Annotated in this window: 24 protein-coding genes and 1 pseudogene; 14 read left to right on the forward strand and 11 right to left on the reverse strand. The window is 73.6% G+C overall.

Features of this window, described 5'->3' with window-relative positions; genetic code table 11:
* Positions 1 to 6 precede the first annotated feature (6 nt).
* Entirely contained in the window at positions 7 to 1,464 is a 1,458-nt protein-coding gene (locus tag AC0VYN_RS13810) for an aldehyde dehydrogenase family protein (protein WP_475536880.1), read from the reverse strand.
* A 722-nt stretch (positions 1,465 to 2,186) separates the two neighbouring features.
* Between AC0VYN_RS13810 and AC0VYN_RS13815 the strand changes: the two genes are divergently transcribed.
* Positions 2,187 to 3,071, forward strand: a complete 885-nt coding sequence (locus AC0VYN_RS13815) for a Vgb family protein (RefSeq protein WP_475536234.1) — start codon at positions 2,187 to 2,189, stop codon at positions 3,069 to 3,071.
* A 47-nt stretch (positions 3,072 to 3,118) separates the two neighbouring features.
* Here the strand turns inward: AC0VYN_RS13815 and AC0VYN_RS13820 are convergent.
* Both AC0VYN_RS13820 and AC0VYN_RS13825 read right to left on the reverse strand, forming a co-directional pair.
* Positions 3,119 to 3,385, reverse strand: a pseudogene (locus AC0VYN_RS13820) (hypothetical protein); the annotation flags it as partial.
* 34 nt (positions 3,386 to 3,419) lie between these two features.
* Entirely contained in the window at positions 3,420 to 3,497 is a 78-nt protein-coding gene (locus AC0VYN_RS13825) for a 50S ribosomal protein bL37 (protein WP_467560784.1), read from the reverse strand.
* 173 nt (positions 3,498 to 3,670) lie between these two features.
* On the opposite strand from AC0VYN_RS13825, the gene AC0VYN_RS13830 reads away from it, so the two are divergent.
* The gene (locus AC0VYN_RS13830) at positions 3,671 to 4,051 is read left to right on the forward strand and encodes a DUF488 domain-containing protein (RefSeq protein WP_475536235.1); all 381 of its coding nucleotides are present in this window, start codon (positions 3,671 to 3,673) and stop codon (positions 4,049 to 4,051) included.
* On the opposite strand, the gene AC0VYN_RS13835 is transcribed toward AC0VYN_RS13830, so the two are convergent.
* From AC0VYN_RS13835 to AC0VYN_RS13845, 3 genes are all read right to left on the reverse strand, one after another.
* The gene (locus tag AC0VYN_RS13835; RefSeq protein WP_475536236.1) at positions 4,046 to 4,582 is read right to left on the reverse strand and encodes a DUF488 domain-containing protein; all 537 of its coding nucleotides are present in this window, start codon (positions 4,580 to 4,582) and stop codon (positions 4,046 to 4,048) included. The genes AC0VYN_RS13830 and AC0VYN_RS13835 overlap by 6 nt on opposite strands.
* Before the next feature lie 158 nt (positions 4,583 to 4,740).
* The gene (locus AC0VYN_RS13840; RefSeq protein ID WP_475536237.1) at positions 4,741 to 6,048 is read right to left on the reverse strand and encodes a phosphatase PAP2 family protein; all 1,308 of its coding nucleotides are present in this window, start codon (positions 6,046 to 6,048) and stop codon (positions 4,741 to 4,743) included.
* Between the two features lie 210 nt (positions 6,049 to 6,258).
* Positions 6,259 to 8,331 carry a SpoIIE family protein phosphatase gene (locus tag AC0VYN_RS13845; protein WP_475536238.1) on the reverse strand — a complete coding sequence of 691 codons (2,073 nt, stop codon included), beginning with the start codon at positions 8,329 to 8,331 and terminating at the stop codon, positions 6,259 to 6,261.
* Between the two features lie 345 nt (positions 8,332 to 8,676).
* Between AC0VYN_RS13845 and AC0VYN_RS13850 the strand changes: the two genes are divergently transcribed.
* The gene (locus AC0VYN_RS13850) at positions 8,677 to 9,669 is read left to right on the forward strand and encodes an NADPH:quinone reductase (RefSeq protein WP_475536881.1); all 993 of its coding nucleotides are present in this window, start codon (positions 8,677 to 8,679) and stop codon (positions 9,667 to 9,669) included.
* A gap of 50 nt (positions 9,670 to 9,719) precedes the next feature.
* On the opposite strand, the gene AC0VYN_RS13855 is transcribed toward AC0VYN_RS13850, so the two are convergent.
* From AC0VYN_RS13855 to AC0VYN_RS13865, 3 genes are all read right to left on the reverse strand, one after another.
* Positions 9,720 to 9,950 (reverse strand): DUF5133 domain-containing protein, encoded by a 231-nt coding sequence (locus tag AC0VYN_RS13855; protein WP_451692522.1) that lies wholly within the window; start codon positions 9,948 to 9,950, stop codon positions 9,720 to 9,722.
* A 278-nt stretch (positions 9,951 to 10,228) separates the two neighbouring features.
* Complete coding sequence (locus tag AC0VYN_RS13860; RefSeq protein WP_385463726.1) at positions 10,229 to 10,645, reverse strand: VOC family protein; 417 nt, start codon at positions 10,643 to 10,645, stop codon at positions 10,229 to 10,231.
* A 10-nt stretch (positions 10,646 to 10,655) separates the two neighbouring features.
* Positions 10,656 to 11,084, reverse strand: coding sequence for a helix-turn-helix transcriptional regulator (locus AC0VYN_RS13865; protein WP_475536239.1), 429 nt, complete (start codon positions 11,082 to 11,084; stop codon positions 10,656 to 10,658).
* Positions 11,085 to 11,208: 124 nt separating this feature from the next.
* Here AC0VYN_RS13865 and AC0VYN_RS13870 point away from each other — a divergent pair, with 124 nt between their 5' ends.
* From AC0VYN_RS13870 to AC0VYN_RS13905, 8 genes are all read left to right on the forward strand, one after another.
* Positions 11,209 to 11,619 (forward strand): VOC family protein, encoded by a 411-nt coding sequence (locus AC0VYN_RS13870; RefSeq protein ID WP_475536240.1) that lies wholly within the window; start codon positions 11,209 to 11,211, stop codon positions 11,617 to 11,619.
* Positions 11,620 to 11,729: 110 nt separating this feature from the next.
* On the forward strand, positions 11,730 to 14,120 hold the full coding sequence (locus tag AC0VYN_RS13875; protein WP_475536241.1) for an ATP-binding cassette domain-containing protein: 2,391 nt from the start codon (positions 11,730 to 11,732) through the stop codon (positions 14,118 to 14,120).
* A gap of 95 nt (positions 14,121 to 14,215) precedes the next feature.
* A complete protein-coding gene (locus AC0VYN_RS13880) occupies positions 14,216 to 15,493 on the forward strand; it encodes an NAD(P)/FAD-dependent oxidoreductase (protein ID WP_475536242.1) in 1,278 nt (425 codons plus the stop codon).
* Between the two features lie 52 nt (positions 15,494 to 15,545).
* A complete protein-coding gene (locus tag AC0VYN_RS13885; protein ID WP_385463739.1) occupies positions 15,546 to 15,773 on the forward strand; it encodes a hypervirulence associated TUDOR domain-containing protein in 228 nt (75 codons plus the stop codon).
* Positions 15,774 to 15,779: 6 nt separating this feature from the next.
* Positions 15,780 to 16,112, forward strand: coding sequence for a DUF3140 domain-containing protein (locus tag AC0VYN_RS13890; RefSeq protein WP_475536243.1), 333 nt, complete (start codon positions 15,780 to 15,782; stop codon positions 16,110 to 16,112).
* A gap of 30 nt (positions 16,113 to 16,142) precedes the next feature.
* On the forward strand, positions 16,143 to 16,598 hold the full coding sequence (locus tag AC0VYN_RS13895; protein ID WP_475536244.1) for a hypothetical protein: 456 nt from the start codon (positions 16,143 to 16,145) through the stop codon (positions 16,596 to 16,598).
* A gap of 99 nt (positions 16,599 to 16,697) precedes the next feature.
* Positions 16,698 to 17,201: a MarR family winged helix-turn-helix transcriptional regulator gene (locus AC0VYN_RS13900; RefSeq protein ID WP_385463748.1), complete on the forward strand. Its 504-nt coding sequence runs from the start codon at positions 16,698 to 16,700 to the stop codon at positions 17,199 to 17,201.
* Between the two features lie 171 nt (positions 17,202 to 17,372).
* Entirely contained in the window at positions 17,373 to 19,469 is a 2,097-nt protein-coding gene (locus AC0VYN_RS13905) for an MMPL family transporter (RefSeq protein ID WP_475536245.1), read from the forward strand.
* Between the two features lie 68 nt (positions 19,470 to 19,537).
* On the opposite strand, the gene AC0VYN_RS13910 is transcribed toward AC0VYN_RS13905, so the two are convergent.
* Positions 19,538 to 19,975 (reverse strand): PPOX class F420-dependent oxidoreductase, encoded by a 438-nt coding sequence (locus AC0VYN_RS13910; protein ID WP_451692508.1) that lies wholly within the window; start codon positions 19,973 to 19,975, stop codon positions 19,538 to 19,540.
* A 214-nt stretch (positions 19,976 to 20,189) separates the two neighbouring features.
* Between AC0VYN_RS13910 and AC0VYN_RS13915 the strand changes: the two genes are divergently transcribed.
* Together AC0VYN_RS13915 and AC0VYN_RS13920 are read left to right on the forward strand one after the other, a co-directional pair.
* A complete protein-coding gene (locus tag AC0VYN_RS13915; protein WP_475536246.1) occupies positions 20,190 to 20,756 on the forward strand; it encodes a DUF2243 domain-containing protein in 567 nt (188 codons plus the stop codon).
* Positions 20,756 to 21,622 carry a cytochrome c oxidase assembly protein gene (locus AC0VYN_RS13920; protein ID WP_475536247.1) on the forward strand — a complete coding sequence of 289 codons (867 nt, stop codon included), beginning with the start codon at positions 20,756 to 20,758 and terminating at the stop codon, positions 21,620 to 21,622. Before AC0VYN_RS13915 ends, AC0VYN_RS13920 begins: the two co-directional genes overlap by 1 nt.
* On the opposite strand, the gene AC0VYN_RS13925 is transcribed toward AC0VYN_RS13920, so the two are convergent.
* Entirely contained in the window at positions 21,599 to 21,811 is a 213-nt protein-coding gene (locus AC0VYN_RS13925; protein ID WP_475536248.1) for a hypothetical protein, read from the reverse strand. The genes AC0VYN_RS13920 and AC0VYN_RS13925 overlap by 24 nt on opposite strands.
* A gap of 580 nt (positions 21,812 to 22,391) precedes the next feature.
* Here AC0VYN_RS13925 and AC0VYN_RS13930 point away from each other — a divergent pair.
* Positions 22,392 to 24,095: a RecQ family ATP-dependent DNA helicase gene (locus AC0VYN_RS13930; protein ID WP_475536249.1), complete on the forward strand. Its 1,704-nt coding sequence runs from the start codon at positions 22,392 to 22,394 to the stop codon at positions 24,093 to 24,095.
* Positions 24,096 to 24,124: the final 29 nt, after the last annotated feature.

Raw genomic sequence — 24,124 nt, forward strand, 5'->3', positions numbered from 1 at the left:
ATCTGATCAGTGAGCGGACTGGGTGTGGTCCTGCTCCACGTACACCTTGAGGGCCTGGAACTCCTCGATTGCGCGCGGGCCGCACAGGTAGCCGTAGCCGCTTCCCTTGACGCCGCCCTCCTCGAAGTCCTCGCTGATGGCTCCCCAGGTGTTGATCCATACCGTGCCGGTGCGGATGCGCCGGGCGATCCGGCGGGCCTTCATCGAGTCCGAGCTGAACACCGAGGCGGCCAGGCCGTAGATGGTGGCGTTCGCCTTGGCCACGGCGTCGTCCTCGTCGTCGAAGACCTCGAAGGTCTGGACCGGACCGAAGACCTCTTCCTGCACGATCCGGACGTCGGTGCGGTCCACCTCGATCAGGCTCGGCCTGTAGAACGCGCCGGCGGCCAGCGGGCCGTCGGTGACCACACCGCCGCGCAGCAGTACCGTGCCGTACGAGGCGGCTTCCTCGACGATCGCGTCCACCCGCTGGGCGGACGCCCGGTCTATCACCGGGCCGAGCTGGGCCTTCTCGTCGTCGCCCGACCCGAGCCGCACCTGCGCGAGCGCGGCGGTAAGCCGAGTGCGCACCTGGTCGGCGATGTCCCGGTGAACCAGTACGCGGGAGCCGGTGCAGCAGAACTGCCCGTTCATCAGCACCAGCGACTGCACCACGGTGGGGATCACCATGTCCAGATCGGCGTCGGGAAGGATCACCATGGGCGCCTTGCCGCCAAGTTCCAGACCGAGCCGCTTGAGTGTGGTGGAGGCCGCGGCCGCGATATGGCGCCCGACCGGCGTACTGCCGGTGTAGTTGATCACGTCGACCTTGTCCGAGGAGACCAGGAACGGGGCCCCGGTGTTGCCGGACTCGGTGAACACGCTGACCACGCCCGCCGGGATCTCCGGGACCGAGGCCAGGACCTGCGCGAAAAGCTCGTTGGTCAGTGCCGTCTGAGCCGGAAGTTTGACCACGACGGTGCAGCCGGCGGCCAGCGCCGGGCCCAGTGCCCGCACGGTCAGCATGATGGGGGAGTTCCAGGGAGAAATGATCCCGGCGACGCCGAGCGGCTCGGGCACCGAGTGGGTGTACTGGCCGGGTGCCGTCTCGGCGGCGCGCCCGGCGGTCTGGGTGCGCGCAGAGGCCGCCGCGTACCGCAGCCACCCGACCGCACCGCTGACCTCCCACGTGGTCTCACCCAGCAGCTTGCCGTTCTCCCGGGACAACATGGCCGCAACCTCGGGTACCCGGGCCTCGAGGGCGTCGGCCAGCCGGCTGAGTGCGGTCGCCCGGAGCGGGGGAGTGCGCGCCCAGTCGGTGGTCGCGAACGCGGCGGCGGCGGCGTCCACGGCGGCCGAGGCCTCTGCCTCGCCACCGTCGTAGAACGAGCCGACGACGGTGCCGTCGGCCGGGTTGATCGATTCCAGAACCGAGCCGGAGCCGGTCCACTGTCCGTTGATCCAGTGCTGCGCGATGGTGTTGATGGTCCGCTCCTCGTGGTCCCGCCCGGGTACCGGGCGGATTCGATGTCTCCACGAGAATGGCTCGGCCACCGTGCCGACAGCCTCCGTCAGCTGACTGACATCCGGCCGACGGCTCGCTTACGTCAGCACCGGGGCAGTGCCGAGACCCGACCGGTAGCTCTCACCGCCCGGTGGCCGGAGGCTCGGGAGGCAGCCAGAGCGTCGCGGAGCATTCCTCTCGCGTGGCTCGTGGGATCACGACCTGGCCGTGACCGGCTGGCCGCCTGGACAGCCGGATACCCGCCCGCTGGTTCGCGGGCGACGAGGTCTCCGGCGGCCTGGAACTGCGCCGCACCGCCCGCACGCTCGGCGTCGACTACGCCCTTGCCGTCAGGGCCGATCACCGGGTCACCACACCGGTGGGGCGTTTGACCGCCGCCGTCCCGACCGTCACCCACGCCCGCAGCCACACCACTGACGACAGCAACCCCGAACTCGCCCCCGCGGGACTGGACGGAGGGGTCACGTTTCGGCGAGGTCAAGGGGTACGACGGTGCCCCGCTACCGGCGCCGGAGCTGCCGGCGACGCCGCTCAAGGTCCGGGGCAAGGGTCCGCTGAACCGCCGGGGCGGCTGACGGGCCGCGACGGGCCCGGCCGGGGAAATCGGGTGCCCTTCGGGGGGCCTCCGGTGAGATCATCGGGCTCGCGACCCATCAGCCGACGAGCACGGAGCGCAGGCCGGATGACCGACGTATCGATCGAGGAACACCCAGTGGACGGCGGCGGACCGTACGCGATCACCACGGGCCCGGACGGCGCGCTGTGGTACACGCTCGTGCACAGCGGCCGGATCGGCCGGCTGGTGCCCGGCGGCCGGCCGGAGAGCCACCGGCTCGAACCGGACTGCGGGCCGACGATCATCACCAACGGCCCGGACGGTGCCCTGTGGTTCACCGAGTACCGGTCACACCGCGTCGGCCGGATCACCGTCGGCGGCGCCGTCTCGGAGTTCGCGTTGCCCACGCCCGGGAGCGGGCCCTTCGGTATAGCGGCCGGAGCCGACGGTGCCCTGTGGTTCACCGAGACCGCCGCCGACCGCATCGGCCGCATCACCACCGACGGCGAGGTCACCGAGTTCCCGCTCCCGGTCACCGGCGCGTTCCCGTCCGCGATCACCGCGGGAGCGGACGGCGCGATGTGGTTCACCATGAACCAGGCCGACGCCATCGGCCGGATGGACCGCGACGGCACGGTGTCCGTCCACCCGCTGCCCACCGCGGCCGCCGCACCGGTCGGCATCACGCTCGGCCCCGACGGCGCCGTCTGGTACGTCGCGATCGCCGCCGGCCTCGTCGGCCGCGTCACCACCGACGGCGAGATCACGGAGTTCCCGCTGCCCGACCGGGCCGGCCGGCCCCACGCGATCACTCCGGGCGCCGACGGTGCCCTGTGGTTCACGGAGTGGGGCGGCAACCGCGTCGGCTCCGTCACCACCGAGGGCGTGATCGAGGTCCACGACCTGCCGGCACCCGGCTCGGAGCCGCACGGAATCGCCCTCGGCCCCGACGGCGCCCTGTGGGCGGCGCTGGAGACCGGTGCCCTCGCCCGCGTGCGCCGGAGTCCGTGATCCGGCGGGCGACCCGCCCCCCGGGGGGCCGGGCCGGCGCCGGGCCGTCACCCCGGGACGGTGGCGCCCCGCCGGACGGCGACGGGCTCCAGGCGGACGACGATGCCCTTGGACGTCGGCTGGTTGCAGACATCGGCCACGCTGTCCAGCGGCACGAGGACGTTGGTCTCCGGGTAGTAGGCGGCGGCGGAGCCGCGCGCGGTCGGGTACGGGACGACCTCGAAGTCCTCGGCTCTGCGCTCGGCACCGTCGGCCCACACGCCGACCAGGTCGACGAGCTGTCCCTCCGTCAGGCCCAGCGCGCTCAGGTCCGCCATGGCCCACTGTTCCGCATTCCGCGGCCCGTCCTCAGGACTGCGGCCGCCTTCCGTGGTTGGCGGCGTGCTTGCGGCGTGCCTTCTTCTTCCGACGTCGCTTCGAGGACATGGTCACCCTCCTCTCCGTGCAGGCAGGAGCGTCGCGCCCGCCGACGCTCCCACGGTTCCACACGGCCTCCGGCGACGCGACTCGAGGCGACCGCAGGTACGGACCCGACTAGGATGTGACGCGGATCGTGCTCCGCCGGCTGCCGCCGGCGGGTGACCGGCAGGGAGGACACCGTGGCCGGACGGATCACCTTTCGCAGGGTGTACGAGGAGCCGTCGCCGCAGGACGGCGAACGGGTACTGGTGGACCGCCTGTGGCCGCGTGGGGTGAGCAAGGAGGCGGCACACCTGGACAGGTGGCTGAAGGACGTCGCACCCTCGACCGATCTGCGCCGCTGGTATCACCACGACCCCGAGCGCTTCGTCGAGTTCCGCCGCCGCTACGTCGCCGAGCTGGACGACCCGGAGCGCGAGCAGGCCGTCCAGGAGCTCCGCGACCTCGCGGCCCACGGCGACGTCACGCTGCTGACGGCCGCCAAGGACGCCGGCCACAGCACGGCCGCCGTGCTGGCGCACTGGCTGGACGACGGCACGTCCGCACGACGGGACTCATGACTCGTCCGTGCCGGGCGGGTAGACCAGGTGTCCGTCCCGGACGCGCGCGTGGGGGTTCAGGACGGCGGGCTTCGTCGTCGTGGCCGACATGATGTGCACGACCTCCACGCCCGCCACTATCAGGGCGTCGGTGATCAGCCTGCGATGGCAGCGCCAGGGCACCGCCTCGCTGCACATGATCGCCGGCCGCCCCCGCGCGGCAAGGCCGAGCAGTTCCTCCAGCCCCTCCTCGAACTGGTCGCTCGCCATGTAGTCGGCGTAGTCCCGGAACGCCTTGACCCGCCATGCGCCGTTCTCGCTGGGCACCCCCTTGGGCGTGTGCCGGCGCCCGCCCAGTCGCGGAATCCGCCGGTACGCGATGTCGGGCGGCAACGCGTCGACGATCGCGGACTCGTTCCACTGCGGGAACTTCCGCGACGAGGGGAAGGAGCGGACGTCGACGAGGTGCGTCACCTCGTTGTTCCTCAGCATGGTGAGCAGCTCGTCGAAGTCCCGGGTGGAGTGCCCCACCGTGCAGACCGGGTTCGTCATACGGATCCGAAGGGCGGCGTCGGCATGGGGCGGCTCCTGGTGCGTCGACGGGGGGGCCTCCCCACCGAAACGCCTCGCCGTGGGTCCCGCAACCGGGGGCCGGCCCGGGCGGGAGCGCCGGGCCGGCCGAGGCGCGGGGCCGGGTGGGGCGCAGGGCCTCACACGAGTTCGGGGCGTGGATCGGTGGGCTGCGGTTCCGGTCGCGGCGCCGGAACGGCCTTCGGGGCCCACCCCCTGGTCGTCCGCACATAGCCGTGGACCACCGAGGCCGCCACCAGGAGGAGAAGCGGCCCGGACAGCCACGGATGTCCGGCCATCTCCCTGGGCAGGAAGCGGTACGACACCAGCAGCAGGGCGAAGACCGCCGTACCGTGGGCGACCAGCAGGGTGGCCGACCGGTCCCAGCCGCGTGCCAGCGAGCGCATCGTCGCCTCGACCGTGAGCGCGAACACCACACCCGCGACGAGGTCCGCGCCGTAGTGGTAACCGAAACCCAGCGTGGCGACGAGGGTGGCGACCAGCCAGAACGCCCCCGCCCAGCGCATCGGCCGTGAGCCCTTGCGGGTGTGGATGAAGAGCGTGGTGGCCCACGCCGTGTGCAGGCTGGGCATGCAGTTGCGCGGGGTGACCGCGTCGAACGGCATCGAGTGCGGGACGCCGACCGGCGGCAACGTCCCCGGCCACAGGTCGGCCGCCACCCACGAGCCGCCTTCGGCGCCGTAGGCGAAGACCGGTCCCACGACCGGGAAGATCATGTACACGGCCGGCCCCAGCAGGCCGATCGCGAGGAAGGTGCGCACCATGTGGTGACGTGGGAAACGGCCCTCGTCCGCCACCTGGCGCAGCTGGTAGAGCCCGACCACGGCCGCCGCCAGCGGAAGCTGACCGTAGACCAGGTGCAGGGCGTGGCCGCTGATCGGCTGGGTGGCCTCGACGATCCGGCCGACCAGCCACGACGGGTTGCCCAGCGCGTGATCCGCGGTCGCCACGTACTGGTCGAGGACCGTCGGCCGGGTCTTCGAGGTGATGAGGAGCCAGGTGTCGCCCGTCTTGTGACCGGCCACCAGCAGCAGGCCAAGACCGACGCCCTTCAGCAGCAGCACGCGCTCCCGGCCGGAACGGCGCGTGACCGCGACGACCGCGCAGCCCAGAACCACCCACAGGGCACCGTTGCCGAACTCCATGTCGGCACCGGCCCTCCATCGCACCAGCGCGAAGACGACGTCGACGGCGACCGCGACGGAGGCGGCGAGGAGCCGCTGCCGCCAGGTGAGTACCACCATCGTCAACGCCAGCCCGCCGTACAGCAGCGGCCCCGACGCCGGAGTGAAGACCACCTCGCGGGCCTGGTGGGTGATCGGCCCCGGCAGACCGTAGTGGCGCGCGGCGCACTCCAGCACCACCAGGAAGCCCAGGGTCACCGCACCCGCCGTGGCCCACAGCACCGTCCGCGGCCGGCGCGGCACGGAGAACAGAGAAGCGCGGTCGGTCCGCCGGGGTATGTGTGCGGGTGTGTTTTTCACCGGTGTGGCTCGATTGTCGGATTCAGCAAAAATGAGTCAGGTATGGCGCTGTTTGGCATGTCTTTCCGGGTGAAGAGCGGGCGAACAGGAGATCGTCCTGGGCTCGCACATGCTAACGGCCCGGGCCGCTGGGGTGTCCCTCGCCGTCGGACGTCAGTCGCCGGGGCTGATGAGGAGCAGGGCGATGTCGTCGCCCGGGGTCGGCGCGTGCCGGATGAGGGTGTCGGCCATGGCGTCGAGATCGGCCGGGTCCGCGTGCTCGAGCAGCCCGGCGAGGGCGGTGGTCGCGTCGTCGAGGTCCACTCCGGGGGCCTCGACGAGACCGTCGGTGTAGAGGGCGAGCACGCACCCGTGCGGCAGCGGGATCTCCTGGGCCGGGTAGGCGGTGTCCGGCTCGATGCCCAGTAGCAGGCCGGGGGGAACCCGGAGGAGTTCGGTGCGTCCGCCGGGATGGCGCAGCAGCGGCGGCGGGTGGCCGGCGGTGGCCAGGCAGGCGCGATGCCTGGCGAGGTCGAGGTGCACGTAGACGCAACTCGCGAACAGGCCGGGGTCGAGGTCGGTGAGCAGGCGGTTGGTGCGGGCCAGGACGTCGGCGGGGGACGCGCCCACGGTGGCGTGGGCGTGCACGGCGGTGCGGACCTGTCCCATGAGGGCCGCCGCGTCCACGTTGTGTCCCTGTACGTCGCCGATGGCCGCACTGGCCGTGTGCGCGTCTAGGCGGATGAGGTCGTAGAAGTCGCCGCCGATGCCCAGGCCCCGGGCGGCCGGCAGATAGCGGGCGGCGACCCTCAGCCCGGGAACCCGGGGCAGGGTGTGCGGCAGCAGGGCGGACTGCAGCCGGTGGGCCAGGTGGTCCTTGGTGTCGTAGAGCAGGGCGCGGTCCAGGGCCTGTCCGACCAGACCGGCCAGTGAGGTGAGCACGGCACGCTCGCCGGGCGGGAAGAGCCGGGGGCGGTCGTAGGCGAGGAGGATGGAGCCGATGGGGCGGCCGGAGGCGATCAGCGGGAGGAACGCCCAGGACGCCATGCCGTCCTCGTGGACGGTGGCCGGGTAGTCGCGCACGAGGTCGGCGAAGCTGGGGAAGAAGCCCGGGACGCCGGTGGTCAGGACCGCGCTGCCGGGGATGTCCGAGCTCAGGGGGATGGCGTCGAAACGCTCCACGATCTCGGCCGGATAGCCCCGGTGGCCGAGAATCCTGATGCGGCCGTCCTCGGCCGTCATCAGCGTCATGGCCTGGGCGCCGAGAGCGGGCAGCAGCTGGTCCGCCGTCTGCTCGACGACGTCCTGGACGCCGACGGCCTCGGTGAGGGTGGCCGCCAGGTGCATCAGGTGGTAGAGCACGGTGGCGCGGCTGGGTCCGGCGGTCGGGACCGGCGAGGACGCGGGCGCCTCCTCGGCGGGATCGCTCCGTGTGATGCGGACGCTGACGCCGGAGGCGTCCGGATGCAGCTCGAACGACAGCCACATGTCCGGGGGACGCAGCACCATGAAGGCCTGCGGCCGCCGGCTGACCAGCGCGGCCCGGTACCGGTCCTCGACCTGGGGGACGTCCATCCAGGGCAGCGACTCCCACGGCAGCGTGCCCAGCAGGTCGGCCGCGTCACGGCCGACGAGGTCGGCGGCGGCCGGGGTGATGAAGGTGATGCGGCCGTCCAGGTCCAGCGCGCAGGACCCCCCGGGCAGCCGGTCCACGAACGCCGAGACCGCCGTGGCCTCGTCGGGGGAGAGGCGGCGTCCGGCCGGCGGCGGCAGCATCCGCAGCCGCTCCGTGTCCACCCGGTCTCCGCGGTCCGCCGCTGCCTGCAACAGACTCCCCAGGCGGCGGCAGCCGCTCTCCAGCGCGTCGCGCTCGCCCCGGCTCAGCCGGTCCGGGCGGCCGCCGGTCCACATCAGCACCAGCCCGCCCCGGAGCGCGGTGTCCGACGAGACCGGGGCGGCGGCCATCGCGAACTCGTACGGCAGGACGAGTGCCGGCCGCGGGTACCGGCGTGCCATCTGCTCCTGGCCGGCGATCCAGACCACGCGCCGTTCACGCACGGCGTCCGCCACCGGCATGGGATCGGTGGGCGCGATCCGCCGCCACGGAGTGGCGATCTCCTGCGGCACCCCCGCCACCAGGACCAGCCACAACGCCTCGCCGTCCGGCGACAGCACGTACAGCATCCCGCCGAACGCCCCGCACTCCCGTACCACGGCGTCCATCGACGCGTCGATCGCGGCGTCCATCAGCCGCCCGCCCCGACCCGTGGCCGGGCCGGCCCCGCGGCACCGGGCGCGGGCCGGTGCCTCCCGGCACCCGGTCCGCTCACCCCGGCCCGCCGACCGGACCGAACATCGCCCATACGCGGACACTACGCCCTGGCCGCCGCCCCGGCATCCGGTCGGCGGAGCGGATCCGTACCCCCTTGCCCGGACGCGCCCGCCGGGTCGTGCGCGGCGGTCCGGCGGTGCGCCGCGGCACCCGGAACTGCCGGCGTGCGGCATCGGGTTCATGATCGGGTGGTGGGGCCGTCGCCGCCCCGCCGCCCCGATTCAGGAGGAGCCATGTCCGTCAGCGCAGTCCCCGGCACGATGCGGGCCGCCTGCATCGACGCCGTCGGCCCCGCCGACGCCATCCGGTACGGGACGCTCCCCGTGCCGCCCGTCGGACCCACGGACGTACTCGTCCGTGTCGAGGCCGCCGCCGTCGACCCCGTGGACACCTTCGTGCGGTCCGGGGCCTACGCCACCGCGCTCCCGTTCCCCTTCGTCGTCGGACGCGATCTCGTGGGTGAGGTCGCCGGCACCGGGCCCGGCGCGGTGGGCTTCACGGCCGGGCAGCGGGTGTGGTGCAACAGCCTGGGACACGCGGGCCGGCAGGGAGCCTGCGCCGAGTACGCGACGGTCGCCGCCGAACGGCTCTACGCCGCGCCGCCCGGCATCGCCGGGGAACACCTCGTCGCGGCCGCCCACCCGGCGGCGTCGGCCTGGCTCGCGCTGTTCCGGCACGGGCGGCTGCGGTCCGGCGAGACCGTGTACGTCGGGGGCGGGGCCGGCAACGTGGGCGGCGCCGCCGTCGCACTGGCCGCCCGGGCCGGTGCCAGGGTGATCGCGACGGCGCGGGCCGAGGACGACCCGGCGGTCCGCGCCCTGGGCGCCGCGGAGGTCCTCGACTACCGGGCGCCCGACCTGGGCGAGCGACTGCGCCGGGCCGCGCCCCACGGCTACGACGTGCACCTCGACACCTCCGGCCACGGCGTGCTGGCCGACTCCGTCGACCTGCTGGCGCACGGCGGGCGCCTGGTCGCCATGGTCGGACTGGGCGGCGGCCCCTCCGCCCTGCCGCTGGGCCGCCTCTACACCAAGGACGCGAGCATCGTCGGTTTCGCCATCAGCAACGCCACGACCGCCGACCTCGCCGCGGCGGCGGAAGGAGTCGTGGGCGTGCTGCGCGACACCCCGTGGCGCCCGCGCATCGCCGACCGCCTGCCGCTGTCGATGACCGCGGAGGCGCACCGGAGGCTGGAGGCCGGCACGGTCGCCGGCCGGCTGGTCCTCGTACCGGACGGCCGGCAGGGCGCATGAGTCCGGCGGTCCGTCCCCGGAACCGGACACGACCCCGGCCGGGCGCCCGCCTAGGCGGGAGCGACGACGGAGTCGTCCGTCGGACGGGCACCGGGCAGCTGGTGGCGGGCGGCCGTCAGGGCGGACTCGATGTCCCGGGTCCCGGTGGCGATGCACAGGGTGTAGGAGACGTCCTCCAGCCGCTGACGGGCCTCGGGCGTGCCGCGCTCGGCGTGCAGGGCCTGCAGCGACGCGTACTGCCTGAGCAGGTCGGTCAGAACGGCGGGGTGGGCCATGAGCATGGGGAACTTCTCCCTTGACGAGGGGCGGGCGGAGCGGTGCGGACGCCGGGGAGTGCGGAGGTTCCTCCGCCGGCACGGCGGGGCCGTGCGCGGTTCCCGGGGCTCGTCGTCGTGCCTGCTTCCTCCCGCCCCGACTGGTTCGAACAGTCGCGGAAGGGGCCCGGGAGGCGCTTCGGGAGCGAACCGACGGCCGCTGCCGCGACGGGCCTGTTATCCCAAGCACCTGGCACGCCGAATGCCCCGCGATGCGCGGCTCAAACCGTCACCGCCCGAAGCTCCTACCTCCCGAGGGGCTGGGTGAAGCGCAGCAGATTGCCGGTGGGGTCGCGGAACGCGCAGTCGCGGACGCCGTAGGGCTGGTCCATCGGCTCCTGCAGCACCTCCCCGCCCGCGGCGCTGATGCGCTCGAAGGTGGCGTCGCAGTCGTCGGTCGCGAAGATGACGCCGCGCAGCAGGCCCTTGGCCATCAGCTCCGCCATGGCCCGCTTGTCCGCGGGCGAGACATTGGGGTCGGCGGCGGGCGGTTCCAGGACGATGTTCACGTCCGGCTGCGCGGGCGACCCGACGGTCACCCAGCGCATCCCCTCGAAGCCGACGTCGTCGCGCACCTCCAGGCCGAGCACGTCGCGGTAGAAGACGATCGCCTCGTCGTGGTCGTCGACGGCGATGAAGCACTGGGAAAGCCTGATGTCCATACCGCTCACGCTACGGCCGTGCGGCGGGACCCGCTTCTCTCTTCCTGACCGGCCTGGTGTGGATCTTGGCCATGCAGGCCGGGACGGCGGCACCGGGGCCGTGGTCCCGGGACCGGTAGAGGCTCGGGCTGTCGCCGACCAGCTCCGTGAAACGCGAGCTGAAGGACCCCAGCGACGTACAGCCGACCTCGAAGCAGACCTCGGTCACCGTCAGGTCGCCGCGCCGCAGCAGCGCCTTGGCCCGCTCGATGCGGCGGGTCATCAGGTAGCTGTAGGGCGTCTCGCCGAACGCGGCGCGGAAGCTGCGGGAGAAGTGCCCCGGCGACATCAGGGCGTCCCGCGCGAGGGCCGGCACGTCCAGCGGCTCGGCGTAGGCGCGGTCCATCCGGTCGCGGGCCCGCCGCAGCCGGACGAGGTCGTCGAGTGCCGGGCGTCCCATGCGGCGAGTTTCCCACAGCCCCGACGAGCCGGGCCACCCGGTAGTGCGGCACCCGCCGGCGGGGGACCGGACCGGTCAGGAACGGAGAAGCACCCGGTCCCGGCCCCTGCCTAGCCTGACCGGCATGGACATCAGCATTCACTGGACCTTCCTCCCGCACAACGACCCGGAGGCCTCCCTGGCCTTCTACCGCGACCTCCTCGGCTTCGAGGTCCGGGGCGACGTCGGGGACGCCGCCATGCGCTGGATCACGGTCGGCCCCGCCGGCCGGCCCGAAACGTCCATCGTCCTGGAGCCGCCCGCCACCGCCCCCGGCATCACCGACGACGAGCGCCGCACCGTCATCGAGATGATGGCCAAGGGCACCCACGCCCGCATCACCCTGGCCACCGACGATCTCGACGCCGCCTTCGAGCGGCTGCGGTCCGGCGGCGCCGAGATCGTCCAGGAGCCGGCCGAGCAGCCGTACGGCCTGCGCGACTGCGCCGTCCGCGACCCCGCCGGCAACCTGGTCCGCGTCAACGAACGCCGCTGAGCCGTTCGGCACCGACGGTGCGGGACGAACAGACATACTGCTCGCAGACCGAGCCAGGGGATGCCGACGCCAGGCCCGTCGGCCGGCGCCGCCCGACAGATGGAGACACCATGAGCAAGGCCACGCGGACCGACACGCGCCCGCCTGCGCCGCACGCTGCCGACGGCCACGACCTGATCCGCGTGCACGGCGCGCGCGAGAACAACCTCAAGGACGTCAGCATCGAGATCCCGAAGCGCCGCCTGACGGTGTTCACCGGCGTCTCCGGATCGGGCAAGAGCTCACTGGTGTTCGACACGATCGCCGCCGAGTCGCAGCGGCTGATCAACGAGACCTACAGCGCCTTCGTCCAGGGCTTCATGCCGACCCTGGCCCGGCCCGAGGTCGACGTCCTCGACGGCCTGACGACCGCGATCAGCGTCGACCAGCAGCGCATGGGCGGCGACCCCCGCTCCACCGTCGGCACCGCCACCGACGCCAACGCGATGCTGCGCATCCTCTTCAGCCGGCTCGGTGAGCCGCACATCGGCCCGCCCAGCGCGTACTCCTTCAACACCGCCTCGGTCCGGGCGAGCGGCGCGATCACCGTCGAGCGCGGCGACAAGAAGGCCGTCAAGGCCACCTACGAGCGCACCGGCGGCATGTGCACCCGCTGCGAGGGCCGGGGCACGGTCTCCGACATCGACCTCACCCAGCTCTACGACGACTCCAAGTCGCTGAGCGAGGGCGCCTTCACCATCCCCGGCTGGAAGTCCGACAGCCAGTGGACCGTGCAGGTCTACGCCCAGTCCGGCTTCGTCGACCCGGACAAGCCGATCCGCGACTACACCGAGAAGGAACTGCGGGACTTCCTCCACGGGGCGCCGGTCAAGGTGAAGGTCAACGGCGTCAACCTCACCTACGAGGGCCTGATCCCCAAGATCCAGAAGTCGTTCCTGTCCAAGGACAAGGAGGCGATGCAGCCGCACATCCGGGCCTTCGTGGAGCGCGCCGTCACCTTCACCACCTGCCCCGAGTGCGACGGCACCCGGCTCAGCGAGGGCGCCCGGAACTCGCGGATCGGGAAGGTCGGCATCGCCGACGCCTGCGCGATGGAGATCCGCGACCTGGCCGAATGGGTCCGCACCCTCGACGAGCCGTCGGTGGCACCCCTGCTCACCGCGCTGCGGGGCACGCTGGACTCGTTCGTGGAGATCGGGCTGGGCTACCTCTCCCTCGACCGGCCGGCCGGCACCCTGTCGGGCGGCGAGGCACAGCGCGTGAAGATGATCCGCCACCTCGGCTCCTCGCTCACCGACGTCACCTACGTCTTCGACGAGCCCACCATCGGCCTGCACCCCCACGACATCCAGCGGATGAACGACCTGCTGCTGCGCCTGCGGGACAAGGGCAACACGGTGCTCGTCGTGGAGCACAAGCCGGAGACCATCGCGATCGCCGACCACGTCGTCGACCTCGGCCCCGGCGCCGGCACGGCCGGGGGCACCGTCTGCTTCGAGGGCACCGTCGCCGGGCTGCGGGCCAGTGACACGATCACCGGCCGCCACCTCGACGACCGGGCCGGTCTCAAGGAGAGCGTGCGCAAGCCGGCCGGCGCGCTGGAGATCCGCGGCGCGACTACGCACAACCTGCGGGGCGTCGACGTCGACGTCCCGCTCGGGGTGCTCTGCGTGATCACCGGTGTCGCCGGCTCCGGCAAGAGCTCGCTGATCCACGGATCGGTCCCCGCCGGGGCGGACGTCGTCGCGGTCGACCAGAGTCCCATCAAGGGCTCGCGGCGGAGCAACCCGGCGACCTACACCGGTCTGCTCGACCCGGTCCGCAAGGCGTTCGCCAAGGCCAACGGAGTCAAGCCGGCCCTGTTCAGCGCCAACTCCGAGGGCGCCTGCCCCACGTGCAACGGCGCCGGCGTCGTCTACACCGACCTGGCGATGATGGCCGGCGTCGCCACCCCCTGCGAGGACTGCGAGGGCAAGCGGTTCCAGGCGTCGGTGCTGGAGTACCGCCTCGGCGGCCGCGACATCAGCGAGGTGCTCGCCATGCCGGTGGCCGAGGCCGAGGAGTTCTTCGGCGCCGGCGAGGCCCGCACTCCCGCCGCGCACCGGATCCTCGGCCGGCTCGCCGACGTCGGCCTCGGCTACCTCACCCTCGGCCAGCCGCTCACCACCCTGTCCGGCGGCGAGCGGCAGCGGCTCAAGCTGGCCACCCGCATGGCCGACAAGGGCGGTGTCTACGTGCTCGACGAGCCGACCACGGGCCTCCACCTCGCCGACGTCGAGCAGTTGCTCGGCCTGCTGGACCGGCTCGTCGACTCCGGCAAGTCCGTCATCGTCGTCGAGCACCACCAGGCGGTCATGGCCCACGCCGACTGGATCATCGACCTCGGCCCGGGCGCAGGCCACGACGGGGGCCGGATCGTCTTCGAGGGCACCCCCGCCGACCTCGTGGCCGCCCGTTCCACCCTCACCGGCGAGCACCTCGCGGCCTACGTCGGCGCCTGACCGGGCCGTGCCCGGACGCCCTCCCGTCCGGGCGCCCCCGAGTGGTGGTGCGGCGGTACGCGGTCCACGCTGGTCGGGGAGCGTGAGGAGCGCACATGGGCAACGGCCGGCACCGCCGGACACCGCGCGCCGTCGTCGTCGGCGGCGGGTTCGCCGGCCTGGCCTGCGCGTTCGACCTCGGCCGCGCCGGTGTGGAGGTCGAACTGCACGAGGCCTCGGACACCGTCGGCGGCCGCGTGCGCACCGACCGCCGGGACGGCTTCCTGCTGGACCGGGGCTTCCAGGTCTTCAACACCGCCTATCCGCAGGTCCGCAGGCTGCTGCCGCTGCGCGCACTGCGGCTGCGGCCGTTCACCCCCGGCGTGCTGGCCCACACCCCGTCCGGTGTCCTCCGGCTCACCGACCCCACGAGGCGGCCCCGCGAGGCCGGCTCCCTCCTGCCGGGCCGCGCCCTCGGGACGCGGGACCTCGCGGCGCTGGCCGGCCTCACCGCGCGGGACACGCTGGCCCCCGCCGCGCTGCTCCGACGCGGCCGGGACAGGACGACCCGGGCGGCACTGGCCCGCAGCGGACTGACCCGGGACGCGGTGGACCACGTGCTGCGGCCCTTCCTGGCCGGTGTCTTCCTGGAACCGGACCTGGAGACGTCGGCCCGCTTCTTCCACCTCGTGTGGCGCAGCATGGCCCGGGGCACGCTCTGCCTCCCGGCCGGCGGCATCGGCACCGCCCCACGCCTGCTCGCCGCCCGCCTGCCCGAGGGCACCGTCCGGCTGGACTCGTCCGTCCGGTCGCTCACCGACTCCGGGATCCTGCTCCAGGACGGCACCGAACGCCCGGCGGACGCGGTGGTGGTGGCCACCGACGCCGTCACGGCGGCGCGGCTGCTGCCGGGCACGCCCGTACCGCCCGGCCGGACCGTCACCACCTACTACCACGCGGCCGGCACGTCGCCGCTGCCCGAACCGACCCTCGTGGTCGACAGCACGCTCACGGTCCTCAACACGTGTGTGCTCTCCGAGGTCAGCGGCACCTACGCGCCGCCGGGCACCTCGCTGGTGTCCACGTCCGTGCTGGGCGGCGACCCGCCGGGCGGGGAGTCGGCCGTGCGCCGGCGGGCGGCGGAGCTCTACGCGGCGGACACCGCCGGCTGGCAGCACGTCGCCACGTACACGGTCGAGAACGCGCTCCCGGCGATGCGGCCCCCGTGGCCGCTGTCGCGCCGCACCCGCGTCACCGCGGGCCGCTACGTCTGCGGGGACCACCGGGCCACCGGATCGGTCCAGGGCGCCCTGGCCTCGGGCAGCCGCGCCGCCCGGGAAATCCTCGCGGACCTGCGGGACGGCACGCCGGCCCCGGACACCCCACCGGGCTGAACAGGAAGACACCGAGCGGAACACCGAGCCGAGCAGACAGGGAGTACCGGAGATGGCGAAGAACCGTGGCGGGAAGAAGACGCCGAAGAAGGGCGACAAGGTCGCCTGGAGCAGTCACGGCAGCGAGACCGAGGGCACGGTGGAGAAGGAGATCACCGAACGGACCGAGGCCGCCGGCCGCACCGTGGACGCCTCGCCCGACGACCCGCAGTACCAGGTGCGCAGCGACAAGTCCGGCAAGTCCGCGGTGCACAAGCCCTCCGCGCTCAGGAAGAAGTGAGCGGGCGTGGACGACGCGGAGCGCAAGGAGACCTGGGACGACTTCCGCGAGCTGGTGAACATGTCCCCCGCCGACCTGGAGAAGTGGCTCGCCACCGACGCCTCCCGCGACGCCGGGCAGCACAAGGACGGGGGAGAGTCCACCGGGCACGCCTCCGGCCGCCGCATCGTGGACATCCTGCGGGCGAAGAAGGGCGACCTCACGGACGACGACTACCGGCACATGCGCAAGGTCGTCGGCTACGTCCGCCGGCACCTGGCCCAGCGGCCCTCGGGCGACGTCGAGGACTCCCGCTGGCGGCACTCGCTCATGAACTGGGGCCACGATCCGCTGGCCTGACGGCCCGTGCCACCGCACCGGAGGACACCCATGACGGACATGCACCGGCGCCCCGAAGGCGTCGGCGACGAGACGGTGGAGGCCCTCGGCTCCCTGTCCAAGGCGCTGGAGACCATCGAGCGCGCCCGCGGGCACCTGTACTCCTTCCACCAGCTCACCGGCACCGCCGACCTGGAGCTGGACCGCGCGGTGCGGCTGCTGCGCGAGGCCGGCCACCCGGAGTGGGCCCAGCGCGTCGAGACGGAGATCCTCGGGCGCAACGTCATCCCCGGCCACTGGACGTTCCAGATCGTCGAGGCCTACGACCGGACGTACTACCAGGCGTTCAAGGACCTGGAGACCGAGGCGGTGCGGCGGCTCGCCGAGGGCCGGAGCCACCTGTACGAGGCGGAGATGAAGGAGGCCCGCCGCACCCGGGAGCACGCCGATCACACGGCCCGCCCCGACAGCCCCGGGACCCGCCCGCCGAACGCGCCCTTCGCCTGAGGGCCGGCACCCGTGGGGCGGTACCCGTGCCGGCCCGTTCCCGCACGGACCGTCATGGGTGCGACATGGCCGGACGCGATCCTTCTATACGCTGATCGCGTGGCGACAGCGAACCAGCGCGGACGGCGCGCGCACGAGCCGGGGACGGGGCCCGAGGCGGACGACCTCCACGTCCTCGCCGCCGGACTGCGGCGGATGAACGGTGAGATCAACCGTCTCGTGCACGGCTTCGCCGCCGCCCACGGGCTGCACGCCACCGACGTCCAGGCGCTCGCGGCGATCCTGGACGCCGAGGAGCCGATGACGCCGGGACGGCTGCGCGAGCACCTGGGACTGACCTCGGGCGCGGTCACGGCCTGTGTGGACCGCCTGGAACGCGCCGGGCACGTGCGCCGGGTCAGGGAGAGCGCCGACCGCCGGGTCGTGCACCTGCACTACGTGCCCGACGCCCGCGCGTCGGCCCGGACGTACTTCCGGCCCCTGGCACAGGCCGCGGGCGCGGCCCGGGACCGTTTCGACGCCCAGGAGCTGGCGGTCGTCGTGCGGTTCGTCGCCGCCATGAACGAGGAGCTGCGGGCCGTGCGCTCCGCCGACGACGGCTGAACCACCGGCCGCCCGCGGGACGACGGGTCGTCCGCATCAGGGAGCGGGCCGGGGGCACCAGTCCAGTACCGACATGGCACGGCGGTGATGTAACTCGATCATTGAGATTGTTTATGATCGAATCATTCCGTCGACACCCGCACAACAAAAGACCTGGAGTCCCGCAGACCGATGTCCTCCACCTCACGAGCCCGCTGGCTCGTCCCCGTAGTCCTCCTCCTGGTCTGGCTGGGCATCGGCGGGGCGCTCGGCCCGTACGCCGGGAAACTGGGGGAGGTCGCCACCAACGACCAGGCCTCCTTCCTGCCCCGCAGCGCCGAGTCCACCCGGGTCATCGACGCCCGGAAGGCCTTCCAGCAGGACGAGACCCTGCCGGTGATCGTCGTGTGGACCGCGGAAGACGGCGGTGACGTCACCGGGCAGCGGGCGGGGGCCACCCGCTCGGTCGCGGGCCTCGACGGCGACCCGGGGATCGTCGGCCCCGCGACGCCCGCCTTCCCCTCCGAGGACGGCGAGGCCCTCCAGGCCGTCGTCCAGGTCGAACCCGACCTGGGCGAGCGCCTGCCCGACGTCCTGGAGGACATCCGGGACGCCGCCGGGCAGGTCCCGGGAACGCGGGCGCAGCTGGCGGGTCCCGCCGCCTCCCAGGCCGACCTGTCCGACGCCTTCTCGGGCATCGACGGCCTGCTCCTCGGCGTCGCCCTGATCACGGTGCTGGTGATCCTGCTGCTCGTCTACCGCAGCGTCCTGCTGCCCCTGACGATCATTCTCGGCGCCGTCTTCGCCCTGGGGCTGGCCTGCGCCATCGTCTACGTGCTCGCCTACCACGACGTCGTGCGCGTCGACGGGCAGGTCCAGGGCATCCTCTCCATCCTCGTCATCGGCGCCGCGACCGACTACGCGCTGCTGCTCACCGCCCGTTTCCGCGAGGAACTTCCCCGGCACCCGGACCGCTTCGGCGCCGTGCGTGCCGCGCTGCGCGCGTCCTGGGGTGCCGTCGTCGCCAGCGCGGCGACCGTCGCCCTGGGCCTGCTGGCCCTGCTGCTCAGCGACCTGACCAACAACCGCGCGCTCGGGCCCGTCGGTGCCATCGGCATCGTCTGCGCCGTCCTGAGCACGCTCACGTTCCTGCCCGCCGTCCTGGTCCTGCTGGGCCGCGCCGCCTACTGGCCGGCCAAGCCCGTCCGGGCCGACGACCCGGAGGCCGGCCACCGCCTGTGGCACCGCATCGCCGGGCTGGTGGACCGGGCGCCGCGCCGCATCTGGGCGATCTGCCTCGCCGCGCTGCTCGCCTGCGCCGCCTTCGCCCCGACCCTCGAGTCCAAGGGCGTCCCGCTGGACGAGATCTTCGTCAACGACGCCCCGTCGGTCGCGGCGCAGGAGACGCTGGCCCGGCACTTCCCGGGCGGCTCCGGCAACCCGGCCGTGATCATCGCGGACGCGGACCGGGCCGGCCCCGTCCTCGCGGCGGCCCGCGACACCCGCGGCGTCGCCTCCGCCGCCGCGGTGACCGCCTCGGGCCGGCCCGGCGGCGGCCCCCCGAAGGTGGTCGACGGACGGGTGCGGATCGATGCCACGCTCCAGGACCCGGCGGACAGCGACGCGGCCAAGGAGGCGGTGGCCCGCCTGCGGAGCGCGGTGCACGGGGTGCCGGGCGCCGACGCCCTCGTCGGCGGTTACACCGCCCAGCAGTACGACACCCAGCGCACCGCCGAGCACGACCGCACGCTCATCGTGCCCGTGGTGCTCGCCATCATCCTGGTCATCCTGATCGGCCTGCTGCGCTCGCTGCTGATGCCGGTGCTGCTCGTCGTGACGGTGGCGCTCAACTTCCTGGCCACCCTGGGCGTCTCGTCCCTGGTCTTCCGGTACGTGTTCGGCTTCAGCGGCACGGACGCCTCCGTCCCGCTGTACGGGTTCGTCTTCCTCGTCGCCCTCGGCGTGGACTACAACATCTTCCTCATGTCGCGGGTGCGGCAGGAGTCGCTGCACCACGGGGTCCGGGAGGGCATCCTGCGCGGCCTGACCGCCACGGGCGGCGTGATCACCTCGGCCGGTGTCGTGCTCGCCGCCACCTTCGCCGCGCTCGGCGTGATCCCGCTGGCCTTCCTCGTGCAGATCGCCTTCATCGTCGCCTTCGGCGTCCTGCTGGACACGCTGGTGGTGCGCTCGCTGCTGGTCCCGGCCCTGGCCCGCGACATCGGCGCCGTCGCGTGGTGGCCGGGCCGCCTCGGCCGCAAGCCTTCCGGGGACCCGGCGGAGGGATGAGCCGGCCGCGTGTGTGCCGTGCCGTCCCGATCCGGGGCTCGCGGCACACGCGCCCGGCGCGCGTCCGGTCAGCTCGTCGCCGGGCCGGGAGCCTCCGGGCGCCGGGGCCGCACCGTGCCGAGCCAGCGCCGCACCTCGATCTCGACGACGACCCGCTCCGGGTTCGCCCGGGGCTGCCGGTAACGGGCCGCGTACCGCTCCTCCGCCTCCCGGACGGCATCGGCGTCGTCCCGTACGGTCGCGACACCCTCCAGCGTGGACCAGCGCCGGCCGTCCACCTGGCCCACGGCGACGGCCGCCCCGCCGGCCCGCTCGATGTTGCGCACCTTGGCGGTGCCCCGGCTCGTGATGACGCGTGCGGTGCGGGTCGCGTGGTCGTACGTCACGCCGACCGGGACCAGGTGCGGGCTGCCGTCGGCGCGCGGCGTCGACAGGAAGCACACCCGGCGCTCCTGCCAGAAGGCGATGAACTCCGCGTCGGCGTCGTCGTGCTGCACGGTGTCCATGGCGCTCCTAGGTGTCCGCTCGGCCGGCCCCGCTCCGCCGCGGTCGACCGGCCCGTTCGCCTCCTCACCCTACGACGCGCACCCGCACGTGAGCGCCCGTCACCCGAGTGACGGAAAACGGCGACGGGATCCCGCCGGACGGTGACATGAACCCGCGGGGCGGGGAAACCGTGTCCGGAAGCTCCGCGCACAGCCGACGGGACGGAGAACAGGCATGGCCACCACGACAGGTGAGACCCGGGCGGTCACGGAGGCGGCGAACAGCATCCGGCTGCCCGGCATCCTCCTCGGGGTCGGGCTCGGCGGCTTCGTCGACGGCATCCTGCTCCACCAGCTCCTGCAGTGGCACCACATGCTCACCAGCACCGACCACGACCGCATCGGGGTGAAGTACTACGACCCGAACACCGTCTCCGGCCTGGAGATGAACACCGTGTGGGACGGCGTCTTCCACACCGTGTGCTGGATCTCCGTCCTGCTGGGTCTGGCCCTGCTGTACTCCCGGGTCACCCACAACCGGCGCGCGGTGTGGGCGTCGAGGGTGCTGTGGGGCTGGATCCTGGCCGGATGGGGCCTGTTCAACGTGGTAGAAGGCCTCCTGGACCATCAGATTCTGGGCATTCATCACGTCCACGGCGGCCCCCACCAGGCGTGGTGGGACGCCGGGTTCCTGGCCCTCGGCGTCCTGCTCCTGGCCGGCGGTCACCTCATCCGGCGCGGGGCCCGGCCCTTCGACCCCGGCGCCCCCCGGGGCACGGGACGGTCCGGAGGCCCCGCCTGATGGGCCCGGCGGACGGCGCGCACGCCACGCACCACCACGGTCCGGACGGTGACGTCGTGCCGGGTGCCGCGACAACCCTCTTCGTCCCGCTGGTCCTGCTGACGCTCCCGGCCGCGGCCTACCTGCTCGCCGTACGCCGGGCCCGGCGCCGCAACCCCGCGCGGGGCTGGAGCGGCCGGCGGTCGGCGTCGTTCCTCGGCGGGGTGGCGCTGCTCGCCGTCGCGCTGCTGCCGCCGCTGGGGCCGGCCGCGCACACCGACTTCCGGGGCCACATGGCCCAGCACATGCTCGTCGGCATGTACGCGCCCCTGCTCCTGGTCCTCGCCGCGCCGGTCACCCTGCTGCTGCGCACCCTGCCGCCGGCGCACGCCCGCCGGGTGACCGGGCTGCTGCACAGCCGTCCCGCGCGCCTGGTCACCCACCCCGCCACGGCGCTCGCGCTGAGCACCGGCACCCTCGGCGCGCTGTACTTCACCCCGCTCCTCGGCACGGTCATGTCCCACCCCGCCGGGCACTGGCTGACGCTCGCCCACTTCCTGCTGTCCGGCTGCCTCTTCGCGTACGCCGTCGCGGGCCCCGATCCGGCGCCCGCGCGGCCCGGCGTGCCGGCCCGGCTCGTGTACCTCGGCATCGCGATCGCCGCTCACGCCCTCATCGCCCAGGCGATGTACGGCGGGTTCCTCATCGACGTCCACGCGCCCGTCGACCAGGTCCGGCAGGGCGCCGAGATCATGTACTACGGCGGTGACATCGCCGAGCTGCTGCTCGCGGGCGCCCTGGTGTCCACCTGGCGGCCCGAGCGGCGTGCCGCCCGTGCGCGGGCCCTGCCGGCGGGCCCGGGGTCAGGCGGCGTCCCGGTCCGCTGAGGCCGAGTGCCGCGCGGCCGGCGCTGGGCCCCGGCCCGCGCCGGCGCCGCCGCCCGGGATCAGCCGCAGATGCCGGCGCCGGGCGTGCCGGGCGGGCTCCGTGTCCCGGAAGATCCGGTCCTCCAGCCACGTCATGGTGAAGAGAAGCAGCCCGAGTGCGGGCAGCAGCAGGACGGCAACGACAACCACGACGCAGGTCCCCCTCCGCGGTGAACGACTTCCTGACGGGTGCCCGGGGCCGTACGGGTGATGGGCCCGCGTCCCGTGAAGATGACGCGACCGTCGGACATGAGGCGCAGAAAGGGTGAAAAGGTGTGGGCGGGGCTGGATGTGCCCCCGTGTCATGTTCGAGGCGCCGGTGGGTACGCGGGGCCGACGGCAGGGACGTACGTACGCGCCGAGGAACGGAGCACTTGAGGCGATGACGGACGCAACCGCACCCACCGGCCCGGCCACGGCACCGCAGTCGGCTGGCCCACGTGGCAGACCGAACCGCCCTTCGACGCCGACTTCCCCACCCTGGACGGCGTCCTCGCCGAGCTCGCACTGCCGGCCGGAGAGTGGACGGTCGAGACCAGGGAGACCGTCCGCCGGCCGCACACCTCGCCCGAGGGCGCCGAGGGCCACCGCGACGACAACGTGTGGCGGCTGCGGCGGGTGTGACGGGCCCCGCAGGGCCGGTGAGGCACTGGCGACGGCCCGGACGGGTACCCGGGCCGGGACGCCGGGCGTACCGCGCGGCGGCTCACCGATCGACGAGGGAGGGGCCATGGGCGGGAAACGGCCGTCGGACACGGCGGAGGGCACCGAACGCCTGCGGCGCACAGCCGAGGAGGTGTACGGCTGGGACACCCTCCTGCCCGCGCAGCTCGAGGCCATGGAAGCGGTCCTGGCCGGACGGGACACCCTCGTCGTCATGCCCACCGGCTCCGGCAAGTCCGCCGTCTACCAGGTCCCCGGCGTGCTGCTGTCCGGCCCGGTCGTCGTCGTCTCGCCGCTGCTCGCCCTCCAGCGGGACCAGATCGCCGGTCTGCCCGACGGCGCCCGCGCCCCCGGCGCGGTGGCGGTCAACTCCGACCTCACCTCCGCCCGGGCGGAGGCCGCCTGGGACGCGGTGCGGCGGGGCGAGGCCAGGTTCCTCTACCTGTCCCCGGAACAGCTCGCCAAGGACGAGGTCGTGGAGCGGCTGGCCGAGCTGGAGCCCGCCCTGTTCGTGGTCGACGAGGCCCAGTGCGTGGCCTCCTGGGGCCACGACTTCCGGCCCGACTACCTCCGCCTGGAGCAGGCGGTACGGCGAGTGGGCCGGCCCCCGGTGCTCGCCCTCACCGCGACGGCGGCCCCGCCCGTGCGCCGGGAGATCGTCGAACGGCTCGGCATGGAGCGGCCGCGGTTGACGGTGACGAGCTTCGACCGGCCGAACATCCGGCTGGAGGTCCGCCGGTTCCTCGACGAGGACGAGCGGCGCCTGGCGATCGTCGAACGGGCCGCCGCCGAGCCGAAGCCGGGCATCGTCTACGCCGCGACCCGCAAGGACACCGAGCACTACGCCGGCGAACTGGCCCGGCTCGGACTGACGGCCGAGGCCTACCACGCCGGACTGCGCGCCGGGGAACGCGCCCGCATCCACGACACCTTCCTCTCCGGCGCCGCCGACGTCGTGGTGGCCACCTCCGCCTTCGGCATGGGCATCGACAAGGAGGACGTGCGGTTCGTGCTGCATGCCTCCCTGCCGGGCTCGCCGGACGCCTACTACCAGGAGATCGGCCGCTGCGGACGGGACGGCGAGCCCGCCCTCGCCGTACTGCACTACCGGCCCGAGGACACCGGCATGCGGAGCTGGTTCGCCGCCCGCACCCCCGGCCGCGGCGCGCTGTCCGACGTCGCCGACGCCGTCCACGACCACCGGAGCGACCCCGCCGGTGTGGACCGGCTGCGCCGGGACACCGGGCTGTCGCGCAACCGCGTCACCGCGGCGGTCAACCTGCTCGAGGAGGCCGGCGCCGTCGACACCGGCGAGGACGGCGAGGTGCGCCCCGATCCGGGCACCCCGCCCGACGAGGCGGCCGACCTGGCCGGGGACGCGGCAGAGGCGCACCGGCGGACCGACCGCACCCGCGTGGACATGGCCCGCGCCTACGCCGAGACCACGAGCTGCAGACGGCGGTTCCTGCTCGGCTACTTCGGCGAGGAGTACGAGCCCCCGTGCGGCGCCTGCGACGTGTGCGACGCGCAGGACGCCGGGGCGGGGGACGGCGGGGCCGGGGGACCGGCCGCCCACCCCGAGGCCTCCGCCTATCCGGTCGGCGCCCAGGTACGGCACGGCGAGTGGGGCGAGGGCACGGTGCTGAGCGAGGACGGCGACCGCATCACCGTCCTGTTCGACCGGGCCGGCTACCGCACCCTGTCCCTGGAGGCCTTGTCCGGCCGCGACGACCTGCTGACCGTGGTTCCGGCGGAGGACGACGAGGCGTGACCAGGACACCCTGGGTGCCCGGCGAGCAC

The organism is Streptomyces sp. 63XJN7_1_ISO-PGPR-S23-121 (assembly GCF_056173025.1).